Origin of the sequence: Steroidobacter gossypii (genome assembly GCF_016801985.1) — a bacterium.
In the GTDB taxonomy this organism is placed as follows: Bacteria; Pseudomonadota; Gammaproteobacteria; order Steroidobacterales; family Steroidobacteraceae; genus Steroidobacter; species Steroidobacter gossypii.
This window is the reverse complement of sequence record NZ_JAEVLS010000011.1, coordinates 1-20,624: the sequence shown is the minus strand read 5'-3', so window position 1 is coordinate 20,624 and position 20,624 is coordinate 1. Positions and strand designations below refer to the sequence as shown.

Here is a 20,624-nt window from a genome sequence, read left to right as displayed (position 1 = left end):
GCCGGCGGACAGCACTTCATTGCGCCCGAGGCCCCCACAGTTTCCGTCGCGTGTAGTAACCGGCTTTGCGAGTGAGCGAATCCGTGCGGTGGGTCTCACGATCCATGAGCCCGCGGCCAAACTCGCGCGTGTTCCGCGAGGCCGTGCCAAGTCCCCAGGCCATCGCAGCACTCACGACGCCGAACGAGCTGAGTGCAAGTCCGCTCGCAAGCCCGGCAGCGATGGGCATGACTTGGCGCATTACGAGTAGTGTGAGTCCGGCGGCAACACACAGTCGAATGGCGTCGGCCACTTGCACGGACCCACCGGCCGAAATCGCGTGCTCCGCGGCACGCGTTAGAACGGTCAGCATGAGCGCTGCGACAAGCCCAGTTAGAATTGTTATGAACGCGTAGTTCGCCAACTGCGCAATCCAACTTTCGAAGAATTTCTTCGTGGTCTCGAAGAAAAGAAGCGCGATGAAGAAAGGACCCAGCGCAAGAAGCACAGACAGCGCGATACGCGAAAGCACGATCAGAAACATCGTGTACACGGCCGTGATTCCCACAATGATCTGCACCCCTAGTGAGGCGACATAGAATGAAAAGTCCAGCGCTAGAATACCCGCTCTACGACTGAGAGCCCCCGCAACCTCGTTACCCGCAGCGAGCACGCCATCGACAACAGAGATCGCATCGTGCGGCCCGATCACCTGAGCCGCCAGCACGGAAGGTGCGATGAAGAACGTGTCGACGATGATTTCGTTGTAATGCCACAATGATAAAGATATGCCGAGAACGACGGCCATCGTGACCAGCCGCTTGATGCCAGTCACGAACGGCTCCTCGATCCTTCCCATCAGATGTAGGTAACCCCACACTACAACGTATAGCGTGGCCAATGTCACGATCGCTGGCTCGAGCACACCCGCAATCGTGGCTGTAGTGTTGCTGATGTAGCCTTGGAGGATTTCATCCAACCATCTAATGAACTCCGCTAAAAAACCCATTGGCACACCTATTCTTTGGTTCGATCCTGTGTTTATGCACCCCGATGTTTTATCGCGGACCGGCTCTTACAATCCGATGGGTGGCAGGTCCCTTAACGAACCAAATGCAATCATCGCCTCTTCGCGCATTCGTAGCTTGTGCGCGTTCTCTTCCGCCTGCGCCAGTTGAAACATCACCAGGAGCTTTGTGTTCTCATTCATCAGCATGTTGTTCTCCGCCTGGATCCGCGCCTGAAGGTCGAGCACGGCTTTCTGATCATCCGCGCGACCGATCGCATCGATCAGCTGCTGAATCGAGCCAAATCGATCACTGGTCCGGCCAAGTGCTTCTCTAGTCATGATCTGAAGCATGGCCCTCGAGCGCCGGGAAGATTCAATGAGACGGCGATCAGTGGGCGACAGGGACCCTAAATCATCCGCCGTCAGCACTGAGTTATCCTCAACCAACCGTTGCATCTCCCGGGCGATCGCCCCATACCTGACGCTGGTCTGAGTCATCACTTCAAGAACCTCACGCCACTCTCCCGGCAGATAGTTTCGAGGCACATCGGACAGCAATCGCTCCATGCCCCGTCCTCCCGTCATCGAGCGATACTCGGCTTCTGCCTGTGCAAGCTGATTGCGTGCTGTCGAGAGCTGCTCCTGCATCGTTCTCACCTGCTCGATGAGTTGTGTGATCGCGCCCACATCCACCACCGCCCACTGCGCATTCGCCGTCGGCACGAACCCAGCGAGAAGCGCCACCATCCCTAAAAGACCCATCCATCGATTCGCCTTCATCTGCCTCTCCTATGCGGAACTGTTCGAAGTTCTCCCATCACCATTCATGAACTCTGGCAACCATTGCGCGGGATTCGGGCCGACACGCTCGAGAGCATCGCCTTGGCGGTGTAGCTCAGATCGCCGCCGGAATGGTCGATGCTGCGCACGGTGGTTTCAGTGCCTGCCTCGAGCTGCGCGGGATCGGCGGTCTTGACGATGTAGTTCACGGCGCCGCCGAGCGAGGACGAGCCGAACAGCGTGCCCTGCGGCCCGCGCAGCACCTCGACGCGGTCGAGATCGAATGTATCGATGTCCGGAATGCCAGACGCGTAGCTCGGCTCGGACAACGGCACCTCGTTGATGAAATAACCGGTCGGCCCCTGCCCCTGGTCCACGCCGGCCGTCGTGCCGATGCCGCGGATGGTCACGGTCGACTGACCGGAGGTGCCCTCATTGAAGACGACGCCAGGCAGCCGGCCCAGATAATCCGCATTGCTCTGCGCGCCGATGGCGGCGAGCTGCACGCCGCTCGTGGCCGATGCGGCGCCGGCTAAGTCGCGCAGACGCTCTTTGCGCTTGGTCGCGGTGACGACGATTTCCTCGAGGCCGCTCGATGCGCTCCTGGTGCCGGGTGCATCGCTCCCACGAATCTGCTGTGCATCGCTGACCGCTTGAAATGCCAACTGAGAAACTCGCATCGGGCTCGCAGGCAGGCTCGAGGTAGCGCCGGCCGGTGCAGCCTCCATGAGTGGCACGATCGTGATCGCCTTATCGCCGAGCACGCGATACGTGAGCCCCGTGCCATTCAGCAAGCGACGCAACGCTTCATCGGTGCTGAGCTCGCCCTCGACCGGGCGGGAGCGCAACGTATCGACGATCTCGGTGCGATAGAGCACCTGGAAGCCATGCTCTCTTGCGAGCGTCTCCAGCGCCGATCCCAGCTCCTGAGCGCGTATGTGCGTCGAACGTTTGATCGCGGCCCAGCTATCGGCCGCGAACGAAAACCCGACCACGGACAGTAGCAGTACACCCACGCTTGCCGATCTCACGAGCACTCCCCGCCTTATGACTAGGCTTCTGATGGCCGCCACCCAACATGACGATGGCGTTACAGGGGACATAGGGTGCCGCTGAGAGGAAAGTGGATACCCGAAATGTTTACAAGATTCGCTGCGCACGAGCCGATCAGCGCGAGCCGATCACGACGCTCGACTCACGCTCCTCGACTCTCAACGCAGGTTGCTCGCGTAAGAACTCGATCAGCAAGGTCGGATCGGTGGAAGCATACACACCGCTGATGCGCATCTCCGCCAATGACGGATCGGCGATGATCAGCGGCCGCTCGTTGTGACGATTGAACTCTTCCACGACGTCGCCGAGGCGCGAGCCCGAGAGCACCAGCGACCCTCGCGTCCATGCAGTGGCCGCGGCAACGTTCGCCGGCGCAGGTTGAGCCGTGCTCGACGCATTCGTCCGCAGCTGCTCGCCCGCATCGACGAACACCTGCGGTGGAGCGACTTCGATACCCGGGACCGGGGCAATCTCGGGACGCATCTCAGCCAGCGAGCTGACGGCGACCCGGCCTTCGAGCACGGTGACCGTGGTGCCGCTTTGCTTGCGATCCACGTCGAACACGGTGCCGACGGCGCGGACCGAGAAGTCTCCACTGGTCACGACAAAGGGGCGCTGCGGATTCTTTGCCACGTTGAAGAGCGCCTGCCCTTCGAGCAGCTCGATATGTCGGGCGCGCTCGGTGAAGAGCACTTTCAGGCGCGTGCGAGAGTTCAGTTGCGCCCGACTGCCATCCTCCAGCACCACGCTGCGCTGTTCGCCGATGCCGGTCGAATACGTGGGCTCACGCCAATGCTCGTATCCGATGAGCGAGCCCACTGCGATCGCGATGAATGCGATGGTGGCGGCGGCGGCCAATCGAAGCCGGACCCGAACGGCCGAAGGTGAGCGGACGGCGGTTGTCGGCGTACGCGCGGCACCGTTCAGGGCAACGACGTCGGCGCCTGCCTTGCGCGCCCGCGCGATGAGATCCGTCGAGCTCAACTGCGCCGAGGAGTCGACCAGCGGGGCGTCATCCCAGATCTCGCTCACCTCCAGATAGGCGCGCAAATGCTCAGGCGACTTGCGCACCCAGGCATCGAAACGCTGGCGGCCGGCAGCATCGACATCGCCCATGCGCATATCGACGAACCAATCGCACGCTTCCTCATAGATCTGCTGGTTGAAATCCGCGCTCACGCTACGTCTGCTCACACCCGAACCCTCATTCCTTTGGCTCCAGCCGTTGCCGACAATGCAGCAACGCCTTCGCGAGGTACTTCTTGGCCATGGGCCGGGACACCCCGAACTGCGCCGCAATCTCCTCGATTGAAAAGCCGTCGCGACGATGCAGCACCAACGCCGCCTGCGCCCGGGGCGAGAGGTCCGTCAGCGCACGCTCCAATTCCTCCACGCGTTGCTGGGTCTCGGCCTGCGCCGCCGGATCGTTCTCCGGGACGGTTTGCACCTCGGCCAGCACCTCGAGAATGTCGTGGGCGCTGGTCTTTGCCTGCCGCAGGCGATGCTGGTAGAGCACGTGATTGGCCAGAGCGAACACGTAGGCCTCCGGCATGCGGATGCTCTCATGGTCTTCCACCCTGAGCAGACGCAGGAAGACCTCCTGCACCAGATCCGCCGCGTCCGCTGCGCTCCGGACCCGCGCCAGTAGGAATCGCCGCAGCCGCTTACCGTGCTGCGCCTCGACGGCGGCTATAAAGGCCTGCTTTTCTTCCAGGGTCACGAGCTCCGCGCTCCACGGACATTCCGCTCCGTGGCTTAAGGGTAGTCGAGGGCGAAAAATGGATACCAGTGTGGCGGAAAATACCTGCCGGCGGCCTTTTAGGCGCGAAACTGATGGAAGGCGTGCGTCAACCTGACGCTTCGCCGTGCGTTACATGTCACGTCGATTCCAGAGGATTCACGCGTGCGCCATGACAAAGCATCTCCCCCGACTCGCCGCCACCTGATCAAGTCAGCGGCCTGGGCCGGCGCGGCGATAGCCGCTGCCCCAGCCTCACAGGTTCTCGCTGACGGCCAATCCGCGGACAAGCTCAAAAGCAGTGTCCGACTCCACGATCCCAGTGGATTACCGCCGAGCATCGGCTTCTCACAGGTGGCGGAAGTCACCCGAGGCAAGGTTCTGTTTATTGCTGGACAAGTGCCGCGAAACGCCGCCGGGGAGTTGGTGGGCAAGGGAGACTACCGCGCACAGATCGAGCAAGTGTTCGCAAATCTGGATACCGCCGTGCGGGCTGGCGGTGGCATGTTTTCGGATGTCGTGAAATTGAATTACTACGCCGTCGCGAGCGTCGATCCTGCTCAGCAGCGGGCGGTCGTGGAGGTGCGGGATCGCTATGTGAACATGCAGTCGCCACCGGTAAGCACATTCGTGTTCGTGAGCCGACTGGTGCATCCGGACTGGTTGATCGAGAGGAGGCAGTGGCCGTGCTTCCGGGTTGATGGGGGTCGCAAATGCTCCGAATCGGTGAGTTCGCGCGCCTGGGCGATGTCTCGAGCAAGATGGTTCGTCACTAAGATGGATCGGGCTGTTGCCGGCGCATGTCACCGACGAAGATACCGGATATCGATACTACTCCGTCACGCAATTGCCGCGCCTCAATCAGCTGCTCGTCTACCGCAGTCTTGGCTTCTCATTGAAGGAAGTGCGGACTTATATCTAATGAGGCGCGGCCAGAGCAGCTACGCGAGATGCTCACACAGAGGCGTGACAATCTGCGGGCGAAGATAGAAGCAGAACGCGCGCCTCTCGATGAAGTCGAGACTCGCATTTTCTCAGATCGATCGCCAAGGCTCGCCGGAGCCGTACGAAGTCACGATCCGCAGCGTGGCGGCTTACGTAGCCGTCAGCTTGCGCCGAACCTGCGGATCGTATGACGACGTAAGCGATCTGCTGCAAACCTGCGAGCGAAGCTTCCGTCGCGCGCGCTGGTCATCGGCGGGGAGCAATATGGCACAAGTGCCAAGGCCGCGCGGAGCAGATCAATTGTGAGGCTTTGGTGTTTCTGGATGCCGCCAGAAGTTCTCATCCCCTCGGACTGAATGTCGTCAAGATTCCAGCCTGTACCGTCGTCTCCGTCTCGTGTGTGACGAGGCAGCTGATGATGCCCGTTTGATGTATCGCGCAGCAATCGATCGCGCCGCCGCCTCGGTTATGGCATTGCCGGGCCGATCAGGGAGCGTTATTTGAGCCAAGCAGCGTGAGGGTCGATCGAGGCGCAGTTCCCGCTTTCGCGCGCAGGTCGAAATCGCGGTATCTGATTGATCGTCCGGATTCCGTCACATCGGTGAGCGCTTCGCGACCATCGACCTCCCGACATCTATCTCATTCTGCAGGGGCCAATAGGCCTTGCTGAAGCGGTCTGACTACATGAGTTCCTCCTCGACAGGATGTCTATCGATAAGTCCGGAGGCCGACACGAGGTGGCCGAAGCGAAGAAGGACCCTTGTATTAGAGGGCTTGATGCGTATAGGGCGAGAGACGATTAGCAACCAAATAGTTTACTCCTCAGCAGAAGACGGAACGATCAGCCTACGCCCACGATAATCGACATCTTGCCGGGATTCGAAAACAACCATCCTCGCTTCGTTGATGGTGCAAACGAACCTCATCGTGCGCTCGACTTCGACCCAACAACGGACCAGCGAACCAAGGGCCTTTCCATGACCTGCCGCGGCGCGAACAGGAAGGCGCGCAAGTTCGCCCACAGGCGTAAAGAGACTCCCGAATTGAGAAGCAAAATACTGCTCATAGTACTCGCCTCCTGTATCCCAGCGACTCTCTTAGCGCAGCCTTTCAGCGGCTGTGATCAAAACATTGGAGCAGTGTTCAGTATTGACGAGGGACACCCTTGGCAGCCTCCATTCGGCCTCGATCGGATAGGACAACCGCCCATTGTGCGCGTGGATTTCACGACGCCGGAGAATTCTCCAGTACGGGAATACTCAGTAGTGGGGTACGCTGGTGGGAAAGAACTCGAGCGGCATGGGATCACGATAGCCTTGACGAACCCTCCTCCGTATCTGGTGCCCTTTTCCAAGCGACCGAACGAAGTGGGCCTTCTGGCCCGCTGTCAAGGCGAGGGCGAGCTACAACTACTCGCCCGACAGACGCTGCATTGGCCGGAATTCGAGATGGATGCGGAGGCCCGGCCCAACCAACGTATTAACCCCGTCGATCTGGGCACAGTATTGGTACCACACGACTGGCTCTTGCTTGCAGGTGGGCAGAGCGCGGAGATAGAAGTCGCCGCTTTATCGCACGACCGCGAGCTACGCGATGGGCGCTTGCGCGCTTGGTTCAAAGGGGGTCAACCAGTAGAAACTCCCATGCCGATCGTAGCCAATACCCGCGTCGTGAAGAAAATGAGAGTGCCACTGGACGTGGCAGGCGACCGTAGCGTGCTCTACGTCAGGCTTACCGAAGGCGAGCGAGTAGTATGGAGCAAGGAGATTCGCACCATGATCGCGGGCACGCGGCCGCCCTGGCCAAGCTTTGGTGTCGTGGAAACGAAACTGCGTTATGACGCTCCCATTTCGATTAGGGATCCAAAAACAGGCGAACTCTCGTCATTGAATTACGATACCGCTTGGGATCCTAAGCTCAACGACGTCGTCGTGTTTCTACCAAACGGATCAAGATTCGTATTCTGGCGCGGGTCTAGCTATGTCCCATTCTGGGCGGGAACGTACAACACCGGATTCAACTATCAATGGGTGGAAACGAGCTGGCGGGATAGCGTCGATGTGGCAGAGCCTCTGATGGACAAGGAACTCCGCTATGGGCGCGTACGCATCCTCGAGGCAACAAAAAGTCGGGTCCATGTGCGCTGGAGCTATGAGGTGAGCGATTTCGAGTACAAAGTTTGGGGCGATCAGGTGTCCGAAGACTTCTACTTTTACCCAGACGGATTCGGCACGCGCGTCGTGACTTTGACCAGCCCTCTTAACAATGCATCTTATTACTCTCTTTCCGAAGCGATCATTCTGGCGCCGCAGGCGGCCTACCCACTAGATGTGCTTCCAGAGATTAAGATCGATCTATTAACGCTGGACGGAGGTAAGCAAGCTTTTGTCCTGCCGAGGGACGCACCAGGATTGTCCAGCGACATCTTCGGAAAGTTAGCCGATGAGCGGCAACCAACAATGTATCGGTTCTCCACGCATAAGAACGACGCGGCCTCAGCGATCTATTTCTCCCCGCACAGTACGCCGATCAGTCTATATGGCTTCGTGCCGTTTTATGATCGTGGTCGACCACTGACTCCGGCCTATTGGGGCGAGCACTGGCCGCTGGCGCGTGGGTCCATGACTGGGTCGGGGATCAGCGACCGTATTCGCGTCAGCCCGAGTCATATCAGTATCGCCGCGTGGCTCCTACTAGACGAACGCGGAAAGTACGTCGGGCCGGAACGGCCACTGATCAGTAGCTCAGGCCAGGCGGTGGACTCACAGGGGCGGCCTCGGGTTATGAATACCCAGCAGTGGACGTGGATGATTGCTCACACTGATCTAGCGGATGAGTCGCTGCGCGATTGGGCGAAAAGCTTCTCGTTTCCACCGGCAGTTGAATTGATAGGCGCACGTTTGAACCATCCTGTCTATAGCCTGGAGCGGCGGTCGCTGCGGATCATCGCCGAGCAATCTTCGCTTACTATCAGGGTGGAGCCCCAGACTCGCACCGTGAATCCTGTCTTTGAGATCGATCAAGCACCAAAGGAAGTGGTCAGCGTAAGTCTCGGTGGCAAGTCACTACCAACTCATTCTTACGCTTGGGATGGGAAGGTGCTGTGGACTAAGGGGGAGATAGGCACCGAAGGTGCGACCGTTCTCATTCAGTTCCGATAACTCTGTGCCGTACGGAAACTCGGGATCTGAGCGGAAATTCGCATTGCCCGCGTGGACGTTCGCCAACTGTTCGCAAAGCTTCTCGTCAACCGATGTCTCCCTTGACGGGGGAGCTCACGTAATGACGATGCCTTCGCGCGGCGACTACTGATCATAAATCAGGATAGCGCCCCCAATGTCAGAGGTACCGAGGTCGCGCGGCTCCGCAACGTAGCGTTCTGGTAGGAGGGCAGGAACGGAGGTACATTACGCCCACTACCACTCATATGCTCAACATACAGACGCGGGGCGGGAACTACATCTCGCGTTGGAAAGGTAGCCAGTTCCGCAAGTGGAACCGACTGTCCTCCAACTCCCGCAGCACTAGGTCCCGCTGCATAAGTCCATGCGAACGGCCCGGTATAGAGTAATACAGCATCAACAATGTGTTCACTAACACGCCCGGGAGCAGAGCAACAAGCGTGGCTATTAGCCTCGCACGAGGCGAACGCACCCTTGGCAGCACCCACTGTCGGTACTCAGCGAAAGAATAGTAGCCTCGACCGCGCCACATTAGCAGCTCTCGGAGATGTCGCCATGGTTCTACGTTAAAAACCCTCCTTCGGGTTTCCTTAGAGATGGGCAATGACTCCGCAATTGATGGCCACTTGTTCCAAATGATTTCACTGATGCGAGGTGAGAATGTATGCATGTTACCGCGCCGATAGCTGATACAAGGCCTTGCGATAAGCAGTGTTTCCGCGGGGAAGCTATCTTGAAAAATGACACCAAGATAGAGCAGGAGTGATCCGTAATATGGCTCCCTTTCTCGCTTACGCCAGATCTCTCGCCTTATGATGAAGAAGTGACAGTTAAGCCACCCGTCGATCTCGACAAATAAACGATCCAACTCACCCGGCCCATATACCCGATCTGATTCGAAGTTGAGCCAGCGTGCCTGTAAAATACTCCGTAACTCGAAGTCCCTGAGTTCGGCATTGACAATGACTAAGCTCGGGTCTCGCTGAAGCGCTTCCAGCACTGCTGCAATGGCACCGGGCATCATGATGTCATCATCCGTGAGTAGCCAGCAGTATTCACCTCGCGCGACCTCAACCGCGGCATCATAATCTCGGTCTATACCGTTGTTCGTTTCTTGTCGGATATAGCGCAAGCTTCTATAGCGTCTAACATACGCCGAGACGACGTGGGGAGTGTCGTCGGTCGATGCTCCATCTACAACTACGACCTCGCACTCGTTTGTACTTTGACCGAGGATGCTTTCGAGCGTAGCGCCAATAAACTGCGCACGGTTGAACGTCGTGATGCACATCGACAGCTTCGGTGCCGACGATTGGTCTCCTAGAGTAGACATGCTGGACTCACGTGCAATTGCAACCCGACGCGGCACATTCCAAGTTATACGAACGCGACGAAGGCGGTTATTAAGCGAATTGCCATCGGTGTACCGCCCGTAATAGATCTCATGAGGCACGCTCTACAAGGCCTCTTAAGCTGGCATGAAAACTTTCACGTTGTGATGGCACCCACATCGGCGGATCGAAAGAGAAAAGGAGTTGATGCGGACCGACTCTGATACTTCCGGCAAGAGGCTCCTGAACCTGGAATGTATCCCCCTGCCAGTGACCATGCAGGCCCATTTTGCTATCACCCTCTAGATTGGCGGTAATCCACTCGGCCGCCGACTCACTTGACAATCCATGGTTCACAGAAAACTCGATCGGGCGAAGGTCGGGCAATGGGATGAGTATTGGAACAATAACCACTGATGATCCGCGTGCCGATGGAAACCTCATCCCAACGAGAGCTTGATAGACTATCGACTTGACAGCCGCCACCGCATCCGACTGCTCATAGCCAGTGAATGGCGTCACAACATTGTCGGTTAGCACCTCTGCTGATTCTACCTTTCCCGTCATGTCAACCGTTAGCCTGTACGAGACAGTTCCCTGAACATCCTTGTAGCTCCTGATGCTATCTCTGATTTGTGGCAGCACCCCTAACACCACTCTCCGCACTTCCATCGAACTTAGACTTCCGCGCACAAAAGGCGAGGTGGCTCGAATGTGCCCGACCATTGCGATCCGCCCATCCATCGGATCCATGCTGCCCTCGATAGCAGGGGTCGCATGTACGATCCGATCATCGAAGACGAGTAGTTGGTTAAACTGCGCAGGTACCAGCTCATACAACACCTCACCGTGCACATGATGTTTCTTATAGCTAGGTATGCCATCGCGCAACAATAACGTCTCTCCTCCGGTAAATCGTCGTTGATCCCACCGAGTCAGCGAATACACATAACCCCACGCACCGTTGTGGAAATCACTGTGCAGCCCTAACCGACACCCATTCACCATCAGGTGAAGATACGGCAGATGCATCGGCGTAAGCCCAAGATTCTCAATACACCATTCTCGCAGCCGCTTCATGAACCGATCAAACAAGTCCTTGGGGAAGACCTTCTGAGGCGAGGCACGCAGATATGTGTACATTCGAGGATCACAGAAGTAGTACCACGCGATACTGTCCGTGTACGCATCCGTGAAGCGCGCATCGAGCACCTCTCGCAGTGAGTTAGCCTCGTCAAAGAAGTCGTGTTCTTGATGTTGACGCCTAATCATATTCCCTCCGGCGCAATTCCATTATGGATCTACCGTGCCTCTTCCCATCCGTATACACCAGCCGAGGATTCGCTACGCGATAGCGCCGCCATCCATGATGAGCTCACAACCCGTCATATAGGCGGCCGCGGGCGAACATAAAAATGCCACGCCTTCAGCTATCTCCTCCGGTCGCGCCATCCTTCCGAGTGGAGCTAGAGTCTCGAAGATCGACTTCTGGTCCTCGACGCTGACGGCGCGCCCAATATCAACATACCTGCTGAGAATACCAGCCATCATTCGGGTCTCCACAGCGCCAGGAACAATAGTATTGACGCGAATCATATATCCCAGCGCCGCGAACTCCTTCGCCGCCGACTTGCTCAGTTGAGCTAGCGCCCCCTTGCTCGCGCTATATATGCTGTTGAACGCAACTCCGCGCAAACCGGCAGTCGATGAGATATTTACCACAGCAGATCCACCGGATCGGTACCTTCCGCATTCTCGAAGCAAAGGCACAGTCGCCTTGAATCCCAACAGAACACTTTCGACATTCACACGAAATACGAACCTATACTGCTCGATGGATGTATCTTCGATGCGCTCCACTAGAGCAACACCAGCATTATTGATCAAGCAATCCATACGCCCAAATCGCGCACGGATCTCGCGTACGACATGCGCCCAATCCTCTGCCGATGTCACGTCGTGTTGTAACCAAGCTTGTAGCCTCACGTCCTTCGGTGGGTCACCGAGGCCGGTTCCTACGACTAGAGCACCGGCGTCGCCAAGTGCTGAACACACTGCGCGCCCTATATCGCCACGCGCGCCAGTTACCATCACCACAGCATCGCTCAACGACTGGCCTATCACAGCGCTCACGGCAAGCTCGATGCGTTGCCGTCTGGCAATTGCCGCTCGCCGGAGTCATGGTACAAATCCAGATCTCGCCGTGCACTCCTTCCCCATTTCATATAGAGCTTTCTCACAGCTGCGTGGATGCGCTCAGGAGTCGGATACATGAGGCGCTCTAGATCAGGACTGAAGGGAACTGGAACATCAGGCGCGGTGATTCGGAGGATCGGCGCCTTCAAGTGCTGAAACGCTTCCTCAGCCACAGTCGCTGCCACTTCGGATGCAAAGCCACACATTCGAGGCGCGACATCAACCACCACCAAGCGACCTGTCCTGGTCACAGAGTCAAGGATGGTTCTCCGGTCCAACGGTACTACGGTTCTGACGTCCAAGACTTCAACTGAGATACCATCTCCCGCTAGCATCTGGGCCGCAGTTAAACTATGACCGACTGTAGCCGCGAGAGTGACAATGGTTAGATCTGTCCCGGCGCGCTTTATCTCTGCCGCTCCCAGCGGAATCGTATAGTCCCTATCGGGGACCTCACCAGATGAGCTCAGCAGCGTCGAGTCATCGAAGCACAGAACAGGATTTCCATCGCGCATGGCGGACTTGAGCAGGCCCTTCGCGTCGTATGGCGTGGAAGGCACGATAATCTTGAGCCCAGGCACCTGCGCAAAGAGGCCCCACGGCCGATCGGAGTGATGAGCCGCCGAGGAAGTGGCATAGGAGACGTTTAGCCGTATCACCAACTGCACACTCGCCTGACCACCGAACATATACCGGCTCTTGGCTGCCTGATTGACGACCTGGTCCATTGCGGAGTAAAGAAAGGTCGAGAATCCTCCTTCTATGATTGGCCGCATGCCAGTAAGGGCGGCCCCAATCCCCGCGCCGAAGAAGCCGATCTCGCTGATCGGCGTGTTTCGGATTCTCTCTGGTCCAAACTCCTCCATGACATCTGCATAGGCGTAGACTTGGATATCCTCTCCCATCACAAATACACGATGATCGCTCCGCATTTCCTCGATGATCGCCTGCTTGGCTGCCTGCTGGTATGTGATGTACGACACGCGACAGCTCCAGATAGGCACTCTAGGTGAACACATCCTCGAAGAGGGCACTCGGGTTCGGCGCAGCACTCTGCTCTGCAAATGCCACTGCCTCATCGACCTCCGCTAATACCTCTGACGTGATGGCTTCAATTTCTCTTTCGCCTATCGCAGCAGAACTTTGCAAGTGGGCAGCAAAAAGTCTTATCGGATCCCTAGCACGCCACGCAGCAATCTCATGCTCGCTGCGATAAATGGGCGGATTGGCGGGGCCGCCAGCCTCATAATGCTCGCAGTACCGATAGGTCTTTGACTCTACGAGCGATGGCCCACCACCTTCCCGCGCGCGCAAAACCGCAGCCATTACGCCGCTGTAGACTGCGAGCACGTCCTGACCGTCCAGGATGGCACCAGGAATGCCGTATGCACTAGCACGTTGAGCAATGTGCGCAACCGAAGTTGATTGTGCTTGAGGTGTGTAGAGGGCATAACCATTGTTCTCACATAGGAATACGACGGGCAGCTTCCATATAGCCGCGAGATTCAGCGACTCATGAAATGGGCCGCAGTTCGCAGCTCCATCTCCAAAAAAGCACAGACATACTTGGTCGGTATCGCGCAGGCGGGCGCTTAATCCGGCGCCAACTGCAACCGGCATCAACGAGCCTACTATGCCCGACTCACCTAGACTCCCTGCGGCGAATGCCGCGAGGTGCATTGAGCCACCTTTGCCTCGGCAAACCCCCGTGCTCTTACCGAACAACTCCGCCATCAGTGGTGCCAGACTTACCCCCTTTGCAATCGGGTGTCCGTGCGACCGATGATTTCCAGTCATGTAGTCGTCATCGCGAAGCGCCATGCACGCGCCAACAACTGTAGCTTCCTGACCGATGCAGTTGTGCAGGACACCTGGTAACTTAGCTTCCGCTATGAGCTTCGAAGCACTTTCCTCAAAAGCACGGACCCTGAGCATCCTGCGAAACATCTCGCACAGCTTCGCTCTACTCGGAATCATTTCCTCTGCGCCAGTCACCCTCGTTGCCATGTCTGCGAATTCTCTCCTTGGCGGAGCGTGCATCGTCGCCGCTCATATATCCACTTACCTAACCAACTTCAGACCGTCCCTCCCGAACGCGGTGCGAGCTCCATTGAGCGCCTTTCAACCTGCTCAGTTCGAGATCACGCGCGAACATATCTCGCACGCACAAGCTCAGCCAATCGTCATCGAGCGGATGTTCCAGTATCCCCGCTTGGGCCAACTCCCGGTACGTGCGAGTACAATCGAAGCGCACAAACTCCGATTGGACACGCCGCTCATGCTCAATGAGGGACCTCTCATCCATCGCAAAGGCGAATTCAACGAGTGGCACTATCGGCAATGATTGCCCCTGGCCGTGGAGCCTCTTTATCTCCTGGATCCACTCATAGTATGAAAGCAGCTTGAGTGATGTACCCGCTATCGCGTTACACCGCTCGAACAAGCCCTCGATCCTCTCGCTAGGAGAAGATACGTGAAATATACCGGACCCATCAGGGTGCCGCTCCGCTAGTGCCAATACTGCTCGCGCCGCGTAGTCAACGGGGGTCGCCGGGCTTATATGTCGATAGTTCCTGATACCGCAGCCACACAGGAATGAGCTCTTTAGAATTCTATAGCCTCTCTGCAGTTCGTCATATCGCCCCCTCTGCCTGTCAGCCCAGATGAATCCCAAGCGGAATATGTTGCACGGAATACCCCTCTGGTTGGCAATCATGAATATCTTCTCTGCCACCCACTTGCTCGCTGCGTAGCCATTCGAGGCTGCATGTATCTCGTTCTCGATGGGGCTCAATTCATCTACAACACGAGATTTAGCAGAGCCCCCCCTGAACACCCCGAGCGCGGAGATGAAGTTGATCAGCTTCGGTCGCCCGTTTGTCGCCAACTTCAGAATCTCCCTAGCAGAATCTACGTTTGCAGGCTTCGCCATTGCATATGTTTCAAGGTGATTCATGCTTGTGCCACAGTGGTAGATGCTGTCGATCTTTTGTGACAGAAGCTGATAGGTGACCTCATCGATGCCGAGACGCGGCAGCCGCAAGTCCCCAGGAATCGCCACCAGTCTGAGTGCAAACTGTTCTTGCCAAAGATCCCACTTTTCCAAGATTGTTCGAACTCTGATCATCGCCTCCTTTGGAGACGAAGCTCGTACCACACAGTACACTGTGGCCGCCGTATCCAGCAGTAGTTGCGCCAAAAGGAATCTACCCACGAATCCCGTGGCACCAGTTAACATCAAGGCCTGCGGTGGAATCGACCGTGTACCCTCTATGGCAACGATTCCTTCGTCCAGCTCAGACTCGCGACGTAGATCGACAAATTCCACCTGCATCTCACCTTCCTGGATCTGAGCGGCTAGCTGTCTAACCGTTGGACTCGTATAGAGGTCAGTAAGCTTCAGCGTAGACCGACATGACTGGTTGATTCTGAAGAGGGTCTTTACAGCCAAAAGCGAATGTCCTCCGAGTTCGAAGAAGTTATCCTGCCGTCCGACCCGCTCCAGCTGAAGTAGCTCCTGCCAGATCCTTGCCAGTGTCTGCTCGATTTCGCCCTGGGGCGCCTCATACTCCTCGCTGGCATATGCCTCAACCTGCGGTGCCGGCAGTGCGCGCCGATCAAGTTTTCCGCTCGGCGTGAGCGGGAAGCTCTGCAGAATGACGAACGCACTGGGAACCATGTAGTCGGGCAGTGTCGCCTGTAGATGAGCGCGCAATTCCTCAACGTTCAGACTACTGTTAGCCCTTGGCGAGACGTAAGCCACCAGACGCTTCTCTCCTGGCGAATCTTCCCGCACCAAAGCGGCCGCTTCTCTCACGCGCGAATGCCGTAAAAGCTGTGCCTCAATCTCGGCTAACTCAACTCGAAAGCCGCGGATCTTCACCTGAGCATCATTGCGCCCCAGATACTCAATCGAGCCATCCGTGCGCCATCGACCCAAGTCCCCTGTTTGGTACATACGCGACGGCGGTTCTTCATTGAAGGGATCTGCGATGAAGCGCTCTGCTGTCAGTGCTGGCCGCCTCAAATAACCCCTCGCCACGTTCGCCCCACCGATATAGATCTCCCCTGTTACGCCGATCGGCGCCAGCTGCCGCTGTCGATCCAGAATGTAGATCTGTGTGTTCGATATCGGTTGGCCAATCGATGGTAGCGATGGCCATTCGCCGGCATCCTCAGGCAAACTCAGGGCCGTAACCACATGCGTTTCGGTTGGACCATAGTGGTTGTGTAACCGACATCCCTGCAATCGCTTGAAGAAGCTCGAGATCTCTGGGCTAATCCGTAATTGCTCGCCTGCCGTGATCACATCCCGCAAGCTTTCCGGAACAATATCGGTGGCCTGACAATGCTCCGCCAAGCTTTGCAGCATCAAGGGAGGTACAAAGAGCCTTTCAATGCTCTGGCTGCGCAAGAGTTCAGCCAGTGCTCGGGCATCTCGACGGACCTCATCATTCAACAGTACAAGCGTGCCCCCGGTACATAGGGTGGAAAAGATCTCCTGAAATGCCACATCGAAGCTTAGTGCTGCAAACTGCAACACTCGCTGTCCCGGCTGGGCCCGGTAAGTCCGCCGATGCCACTCGATCAGATTGCCCATCGAGCGGTGCGTCATCGTCGTACCCTTCGGCCTCCCCGTCGAGCCAGAGGTGTAGATAACGTACACTAGACTCGATGCACTCACTTCCAGCTCGGCAGGTGACAGGTCCGAATCCGCATAGCCTGCAATCTCATCCCAGCGCTCATCCAGCGCGATCATCTCGGCCCGCGTGATCGGCAGCGTTGATTTCAACTTCGCCTGAACCAGCACCACTTCGGGCGCCGCATCCTCCAGCATGTACTGCAATCGCTCTATCGGATAGTTCGGATCCAATGGGATATACGCTGCGCCTGCCTTTAGAATTCCAAGCAGCCCCACCACCATCTCAACACTACGCTCGATACAGATTGCTACCAGCTGATCCGGACCGATCCCCTTTCGCACCAAATATCGCGCCAACTGGTTGGCTTTGCAGTTCAACTCCTCATACGTCAGCGACTGCCCCTCATGCAGCACTGCAGTCCTCTCCGAGACTAACTTCACTTGCTCCTCGAAGAATTCGTGCACGCACCGCTTAGCTACATAGGGCGCCAGCGTAGTACTCCACTCCCCGCGCAATTTTTGCCTCTCCACGTCGCTCAGCAGTGGGAGCTGGCCAACCCGACGATCCGAGTTCTCGACAATTCCTTCTAGTAGCGTCTGAAAGCTTCTCGCCATCCGATCTATCGTGGAAGGATCAAATAAGTCAGTGGCGTATTCGAAAGCCCCTGAGACACCGCCCTCGGATTCATGCAGATACAGCGTTAGATCGAAATGAGTAGACGCTCGCTCGACAGTTGTCCAACTCCAGGCCCACGTTAGCTCAGGCGTCTCCAAACGTTGTTCTCCATAATTCTCCACTTCAAGCATCGCCTGAAATAGCGGTTGTCGAGTCAGATTCCTTTCTGGATGCAACTCCTTTACGAGAATTTCGAAAGGTAGATCTTGATTCTCATAAGCCTCTAAGGTCATTTCCCTCATTCGATCCAGTAGCTGTCGAAACGATAGCTCCTTGGACACGTCGGCACGCAGCGCTAAGGTATTTATGAAAAATCCAATCAAGCGTTCAAGTTCCGCGGCCCTTCGTCCGGCAATCGGCACCCCCACGACGACGCTCTCCTGCCCGCTCCACCGCGACAGCAGCACGTGAAATGCCGCTAAAAACACCATGAACTGCGTGGCCCCTTGAAGCCGAGCCAATTCAGATAGTGCGGCAGTCAAAGATGCTGGTAACTTAAAGCGATGCATCGCGCCGCGAAAGCTCTCCACCACGGGCCTCGGCCTGTCGGTCGGCAGTTGCAGCTGTGAGGGCGCACCGAGAAGCTGTCTTCGCCAATAGCTTAGCTGCTCATCCAACACTGAACCCCGGAGCCATCGGCGCTGCCAGATCGCATAATCAGCGTACTGGACTGGCAACTCAGGCAACGGGGAGGGCCTGCCTCCAACATACGTGCTGTACAGGGTACTTAGCTCCTCGTACAGCACCCGCCAAGACCAGCCGTCAGTTACAATGTGGTGAAATGCCATGAGCAGGACGTGCTCATGTTCGCTCAATTTCAACGCTAGCACGCGTATCAACGGCCCCGTAGCCAAATCGAAGGGCCGGCGTGCTTCATCGGCGCTCGCTTGATGCAGCGCACGTGTCCTTTGTTCCTTTTGCAACGCCGATAGATCCACAATGGGCAGTTCAAAAGGCATCGGGGGATCGATAACTTGGTTCGGCTGGCCGGCGACAACGTCAAAGCGGGTTCGCAGAATCTCGTGACGACGCAGCACTTCGGAAAAGCTGCGCTCCAGCGCTTTCACTTTCAGCTTTCCTTCCAATCTCGTCAGCATTACCGCGTTATACGCCGCACCTACCAAGCCGAGCTGGTCTATGTACCACAATCGCTCTTGCGCAAATGATAGGGGTAGGCTCTTCCCGCGCTCCTGCGGCACCAATGGAGGTATTTGAGTCCGCTTTTTACGAGCCACCGAGCGATTTCGCAACTCGTTAATCTCCGCCAAGCTAAGATGCCTGAGGTCGTTGTGCGCGTCGTTCATCACACCTCCTCAGACATTTGATCAGCTATCTTTTGCAGAATGATCTCAGCTAATCGCCGGATGGTCGGCTTCTCGAATACGTGCCGCAGCTTGATGTCAACATCGAGCAGTCTATTTATCTGTGTGACCGCGCGGGTTGCGAGTAGCGAATGTCCTCCGAGTTCGAAGAAGTTATCCTGCCGTCCGACCCGCTCCAGCTGAAGTAGCTCCTGCCAGATCCTTGCCAGTGTCTGCTCGATTTCGCCCTGGGGCGCCTCATACTCCTCGCTGGCATATGCCTCAACCTGCGGTGCCGGCAGTGCGCGCCGATCAAGTTTTCCGCTCGGCGTGAGCGGGAAGCTCTGCAGAATGACGAACGCACTGGGAACCATGTAGTCGGGCAGTGTCGCCTGTAGATGAGCGCGCAATTCCTCAACGTTCAGACTACTGTTAGCCCTTGGCGAGACGTAAGCCACCAGACGCTTCTCTCCTGGCGAATCTTCCCGCACCAAAGCGGCCGCTTCTCTCACGCGCGAATGCCGTAAAAGCTGTGCCTCAATCTCGGCTAACTCAACTCGAAAGCCGCGGATCTTCACCTGAGCATCATTGCGCCCCAGATACTCAATCGAGCCATCCGTGCGCCATCGACCCAAGTCCCCTGTTTGGTACATACGCGACGGCGGTTCTTCATTGAAGGGATCTGCGATGAAGCGCTCTGCTGTCAGTGCTGGCCGCCTCAAATAACCCCTCGCCACGTTCGCCCCACCGATATAGATCTCCCCTGTTACGCCGATCGGCGCCAGCTGCCGCTGTCGATCCAGAATGTAGATCTGTGTGTTCGATATCGGTTGGCCAATCGATGGTAGCGATGGCCATTCGCCGGCATCCTCAGGCAAACTCAGGGCCGTAACCACATGCGTTTCGGTTGGACCATAGTGGTTGTGTAACCGACATCCCTGCAATCGCTTGAAGAAGCTCGAGATCTCTGGGCTAATCCGTAATTGCTCGCCTGCCGTGATCACATCCCGCAAGCTTTCCGGAACAATATCGGTGGCCTGACAATGCTCCGCCAAGCTTTGCAGCATCAAGGGAGGTACAAAGAGCCTTTCAATGCTCTGGCTGCGCAAGAGTTCAGCCAGTGCTCGGGCATCTCGACGGACCTCATCATTCAACAGTACAAGCGTGCCCCCGGTACATAGGGTGGAAAAGATCTCCTGAAATGCCACATCGAAGCTTAGTGCTGCAAACTGCAACACTCGCTGTCCCGGCTGGGCCCGGTAAGTCCGCCGATGCCACTCGATCAGATTGCCCATCGAGCGGTGCGTCATCGTCGTACCCTTCGGCCTCCCCGTCGAGCCAGAGGTGTAGATAACGTACACTAGACTCGATGCACTCACTTCCAGCTCGGCAGGTGACAGGTCCGAATCCGCATAGCCTGCAATCTCATCCCAGCGCTCATCCAGCGCGATCATCTCGGCCCGCGTGATCGGCAGCGTTGATTTCAACTTCGCCTGAACCAGCACCACTTCGGGCGCCGCATCCTCCAGCATGTACTGCAATCGCTCTATCGGATAGTTCGGATCCAATGGGATATACGCTGCGCCTGCCTTTAGAATTCCAAGCAGCCCCACCACCATCTCAACACTACGCTCGATACAGATTGCTACCAGCTGATCCGGACCGATCCCCTTTCGCACCAAATATCGCGCCAACTGGTTGGCTTTGCAGTTCAACTCCTCATACGTCAGCGACTGCCCCTCATGCAGCACTGCAGTCCTCTCCGAGACTAACTTCACTTGCTCCTCGAAGA

The 20,624-nt window shown here is 57.0% G+C and carries 14 protein-coding genes and 1 pseudogene; 3 read left to right on the top strand and 12 right to left on the bottom strand.

The window, feature by feature from the left end:
• Positions 1 to 16 precede the first annotated feature (16 nt).
• The 5 genes from JM946_RS29435 to JM946_RS29415 all read right to left on the bottom strand — a co-directional run bounded on the left by JM946_RS29435 (position 17) and on the right by JM946_RS29415 (position 4,541).
• On the bottom strand, positions 17 to 988 hold the full coding sequence (locus JM946_RS29435) for a type IV secretion system protein (RefSeq protein ID WP_203171042.1): 972 nt from the start codon (positions 986 to 988) through the stop codon (positions 17 to 19).
• Between the two features lie 66 nt (positions 989 to 1,054).
• A complete protein-coding gene (locus JM946_RS29430; protein ID WP_203171041.1) occupies positions 1,055 to 1,768 on the bottom strand; it encodes a type IV secretion system protein in 714 nt (237 codons plus the stop codon).
• A gap of 44 nt (positions 1,769 to 1,812) precedes the next feature.
• Positions 1,813 to 2,799, bottom strand: coding sequence for a TonB-dependent receptor plug domain-containing protein (locus JM946_RS29425; protein WP_203171040.1), 987 nt, complete (start codon positions 2,797 to 2,799; stop codon positions 1,813 to 1,815).
• Between the two features lie 136 nt (positions 2,800 to 2,935).
• A complete protein-coding gene (locus JM946_RS29420; RefSeq protein WP_203171039.1) occupies positions 2,936 to 4,015 on the bottom strand; it encodes a FecR domain-containing protein in 1,080 nt (359 codons plus the stop codon).
• Between the two features lie 10 nt (positions 4,016 to 4,025).
• Positions 4,026 to 4,541, bottom strand: a complete 516-nt coding sequence (locus JM946_RS29415) for an RNA polymerase sigma factor (protein ID WP_203171038.1) — start codon at positions 4,539 to 4,541, stop codon at positions 4,026 to 4,028.
• Between the two features lie 183 nt (positions 4,542 to 4,724).
• On the opposite strand from JM946_RS29415, the pseudogene JM946_RS31875 reads away from it, so the two are divergent.
• The 3 genes and pseudogenes from JM946_RS31875 to JM946_RS29400 form a co-directional block, all read left to right on the top strand.
• Positions 4,725 to 5,219 (top strand): annotated as a pseudogene (locus JM946_RS31875) (RidA family protein); the annotation flags it as partial.
• A 130-nt stretch (positions 5,220 to 5,349) separates the two neighbouring features.
• Complete coding sequence (locus JM946_RS29405) at positions 5,350 to 5,481, top strand: MerR family transcriptional regulator (protein WP_203171037.1); 132 nt, start codon at positions 5,350 to 5,352, stop codon at positions 5,479 to 5,481.
• An 892-nt stretch (positions 5,482 to 6,373) separates the two neighbouring features.
• Complete coding sequence (locus tag JM946_RS29400) at positions 6,374 to 8,665, top strand: hypothetical protein (RefSeq protein WP_203171036.1); 2,292 nt, start codon at positions 6,374 to 6,376, stop codon at positions 8,663 to 8,665.
• 295 nt (positions 8,666 to 8,960) lie between these two features.
• Here JM946_RS29400 and JM946_RS31870 read toward each other — a convergent pair whose 3' ends face one another.
• The 7 genes from JM946_RS31870 to JM946_RS29365 form a co-directional block, all read right to left on the bottom strand.
• Positions 8,961 to 9,977 (bottom strand): glycosyltransferase family 2 protein, encoded by a 1,017-nt coding sequence (locus JM946_RS31870; RefSeq protein WP_407700618.1) that lies wholly within the window; start codon positions 9,975 to 9,977, stop codon positions 8,961 to 8,963.
• Positions 9,978 to 10,128: 151 nt separating this feature from the next.
• A complete protein-coding gene (locus JM946_RS29390; protein WP_203171034.1) occupies positions 10,129 to 11,289 on the bottom strand; it encodes a hypothetical protein in 1,161 nt (386 codons plus the stop codon).
• A gap of 72 nt (positions 11,290 to 11,361) precedes the next feature.
• Positions 11,362 to 12,108 (bottom strand): SDR family NAD(P)-dependent oxidoreductase, encoded by a 747-nt coding sequence (locus JM946_RS29385; RefSeq protein ID WP_230980090.1) that lies wholly within the window; start codon positions 12,106 to 12,108, stop codon positions 11,362 to 11,364.
• A 38-nt stretch (positions 12,109 to 12,146) separates the two neighbouring features.
• Positions 12,147 to 13,196 (bottom strand): alpha-ketoacid dehydrogenase subunit beta, encoded by a 1,050-nt coding sequence (locus JM946_RS29380; RefSeq protein ID WP_322110998.1) that lies wholly within the window; start codon positions 13,194 to 13,196, stop codon positions 12,147 to 12,149.
• Between the two features lie 22 nt (positions 13,197 to 13,218).
• Positions 13,219 to 14,220, bottom strand: a complete 1,002-nt coding sequence (locus tag JM946_RS29375; RefSeq protein ID WP_203171031.1) for a thiamine pyrophosphate-dependent dehydrogenase E1 component subunit alpha — start codon at positions 14,218 to 14,220, stop codon at positions 13,219 to 13,221.
• A gap of 58 nt (positions 14,221 to 14,278) precedes the next feature.
• Positions 14,279 to 18,835: a non-ribosomal peptide synthetase family protein gene (locus tag JM946_RS29370; protein ID WP_203171030.1), complete on the bottom strand. Its 4,557-nt coding sequence runs from the start codon at positions 18,833 to 18,835 to the stop codon at positions 14,279 to 14,281.
• On the bottom strand, positions 18,835 to 20,624 hold a 1,790-nt coding region (locus JM946_RS29365), incomplete at its 5' end, for a non-ribosomal peptide synthetase (protein ID WP_203171029.1). The genes JM946_RS29370 and JM946_RS29365, both read right to left, overlap by 1 nt.

Excerpts from the sequence above, each read along its gene's own strand:
- JM946_RS29435 (WP_203171042.1), bottom strand. The coding sequence starts at position 988 with ATGGGTTTTTTAGCGGAGTTCATTAGATGGTTGGATGAAATCCTCCAA.
- JM946_RS29430 (WP_203171041.1), bottom strand. The coding sequence starts at position 1,768 with ATGAAGGCGAATCGATGGATGGGTCTTTTAGGGATGGTGGCGCTTCTC.
- JM946_RS31870 (WP_407700618.1), bottom strand. The coding sequence starts at position 9,977 with ATGTGCATCACGACGTTCAACCGTGCGCAGTTTATTGGCGCTACGCTC.
- JM946_RS29390 (WP_203171034.1), bottom strand. The coding sequence starts at position 11,289 with ATGATTAGGCGTCAACATCAAGAACACGACTTCTTTGACGAGGCTAAC.
- JM946_RS29385 (WP_230980090.1), bottom strand. The coding sequence starts at position 12,108 with ATGGTAACTGGCGCGCGTGGCGATATAGGGCGCGCAGTGTGTTCAGCA.
- JM946_RS29375 (WP_203171031.1), bottom strand. The coding sequence starts at position 14,220 with ATGGCAACGAGGGTGACTGGCGCAGAGGAAATGATTCCGAGTAGAGCG.
- JM946_RS29370 (WP_203171030.1), bottom strand. The coding sequence starts at position 18,835 with ATGAACGACGCGCACAACGACCTCAGGCATCTTAGCTTGGCGGAGATT.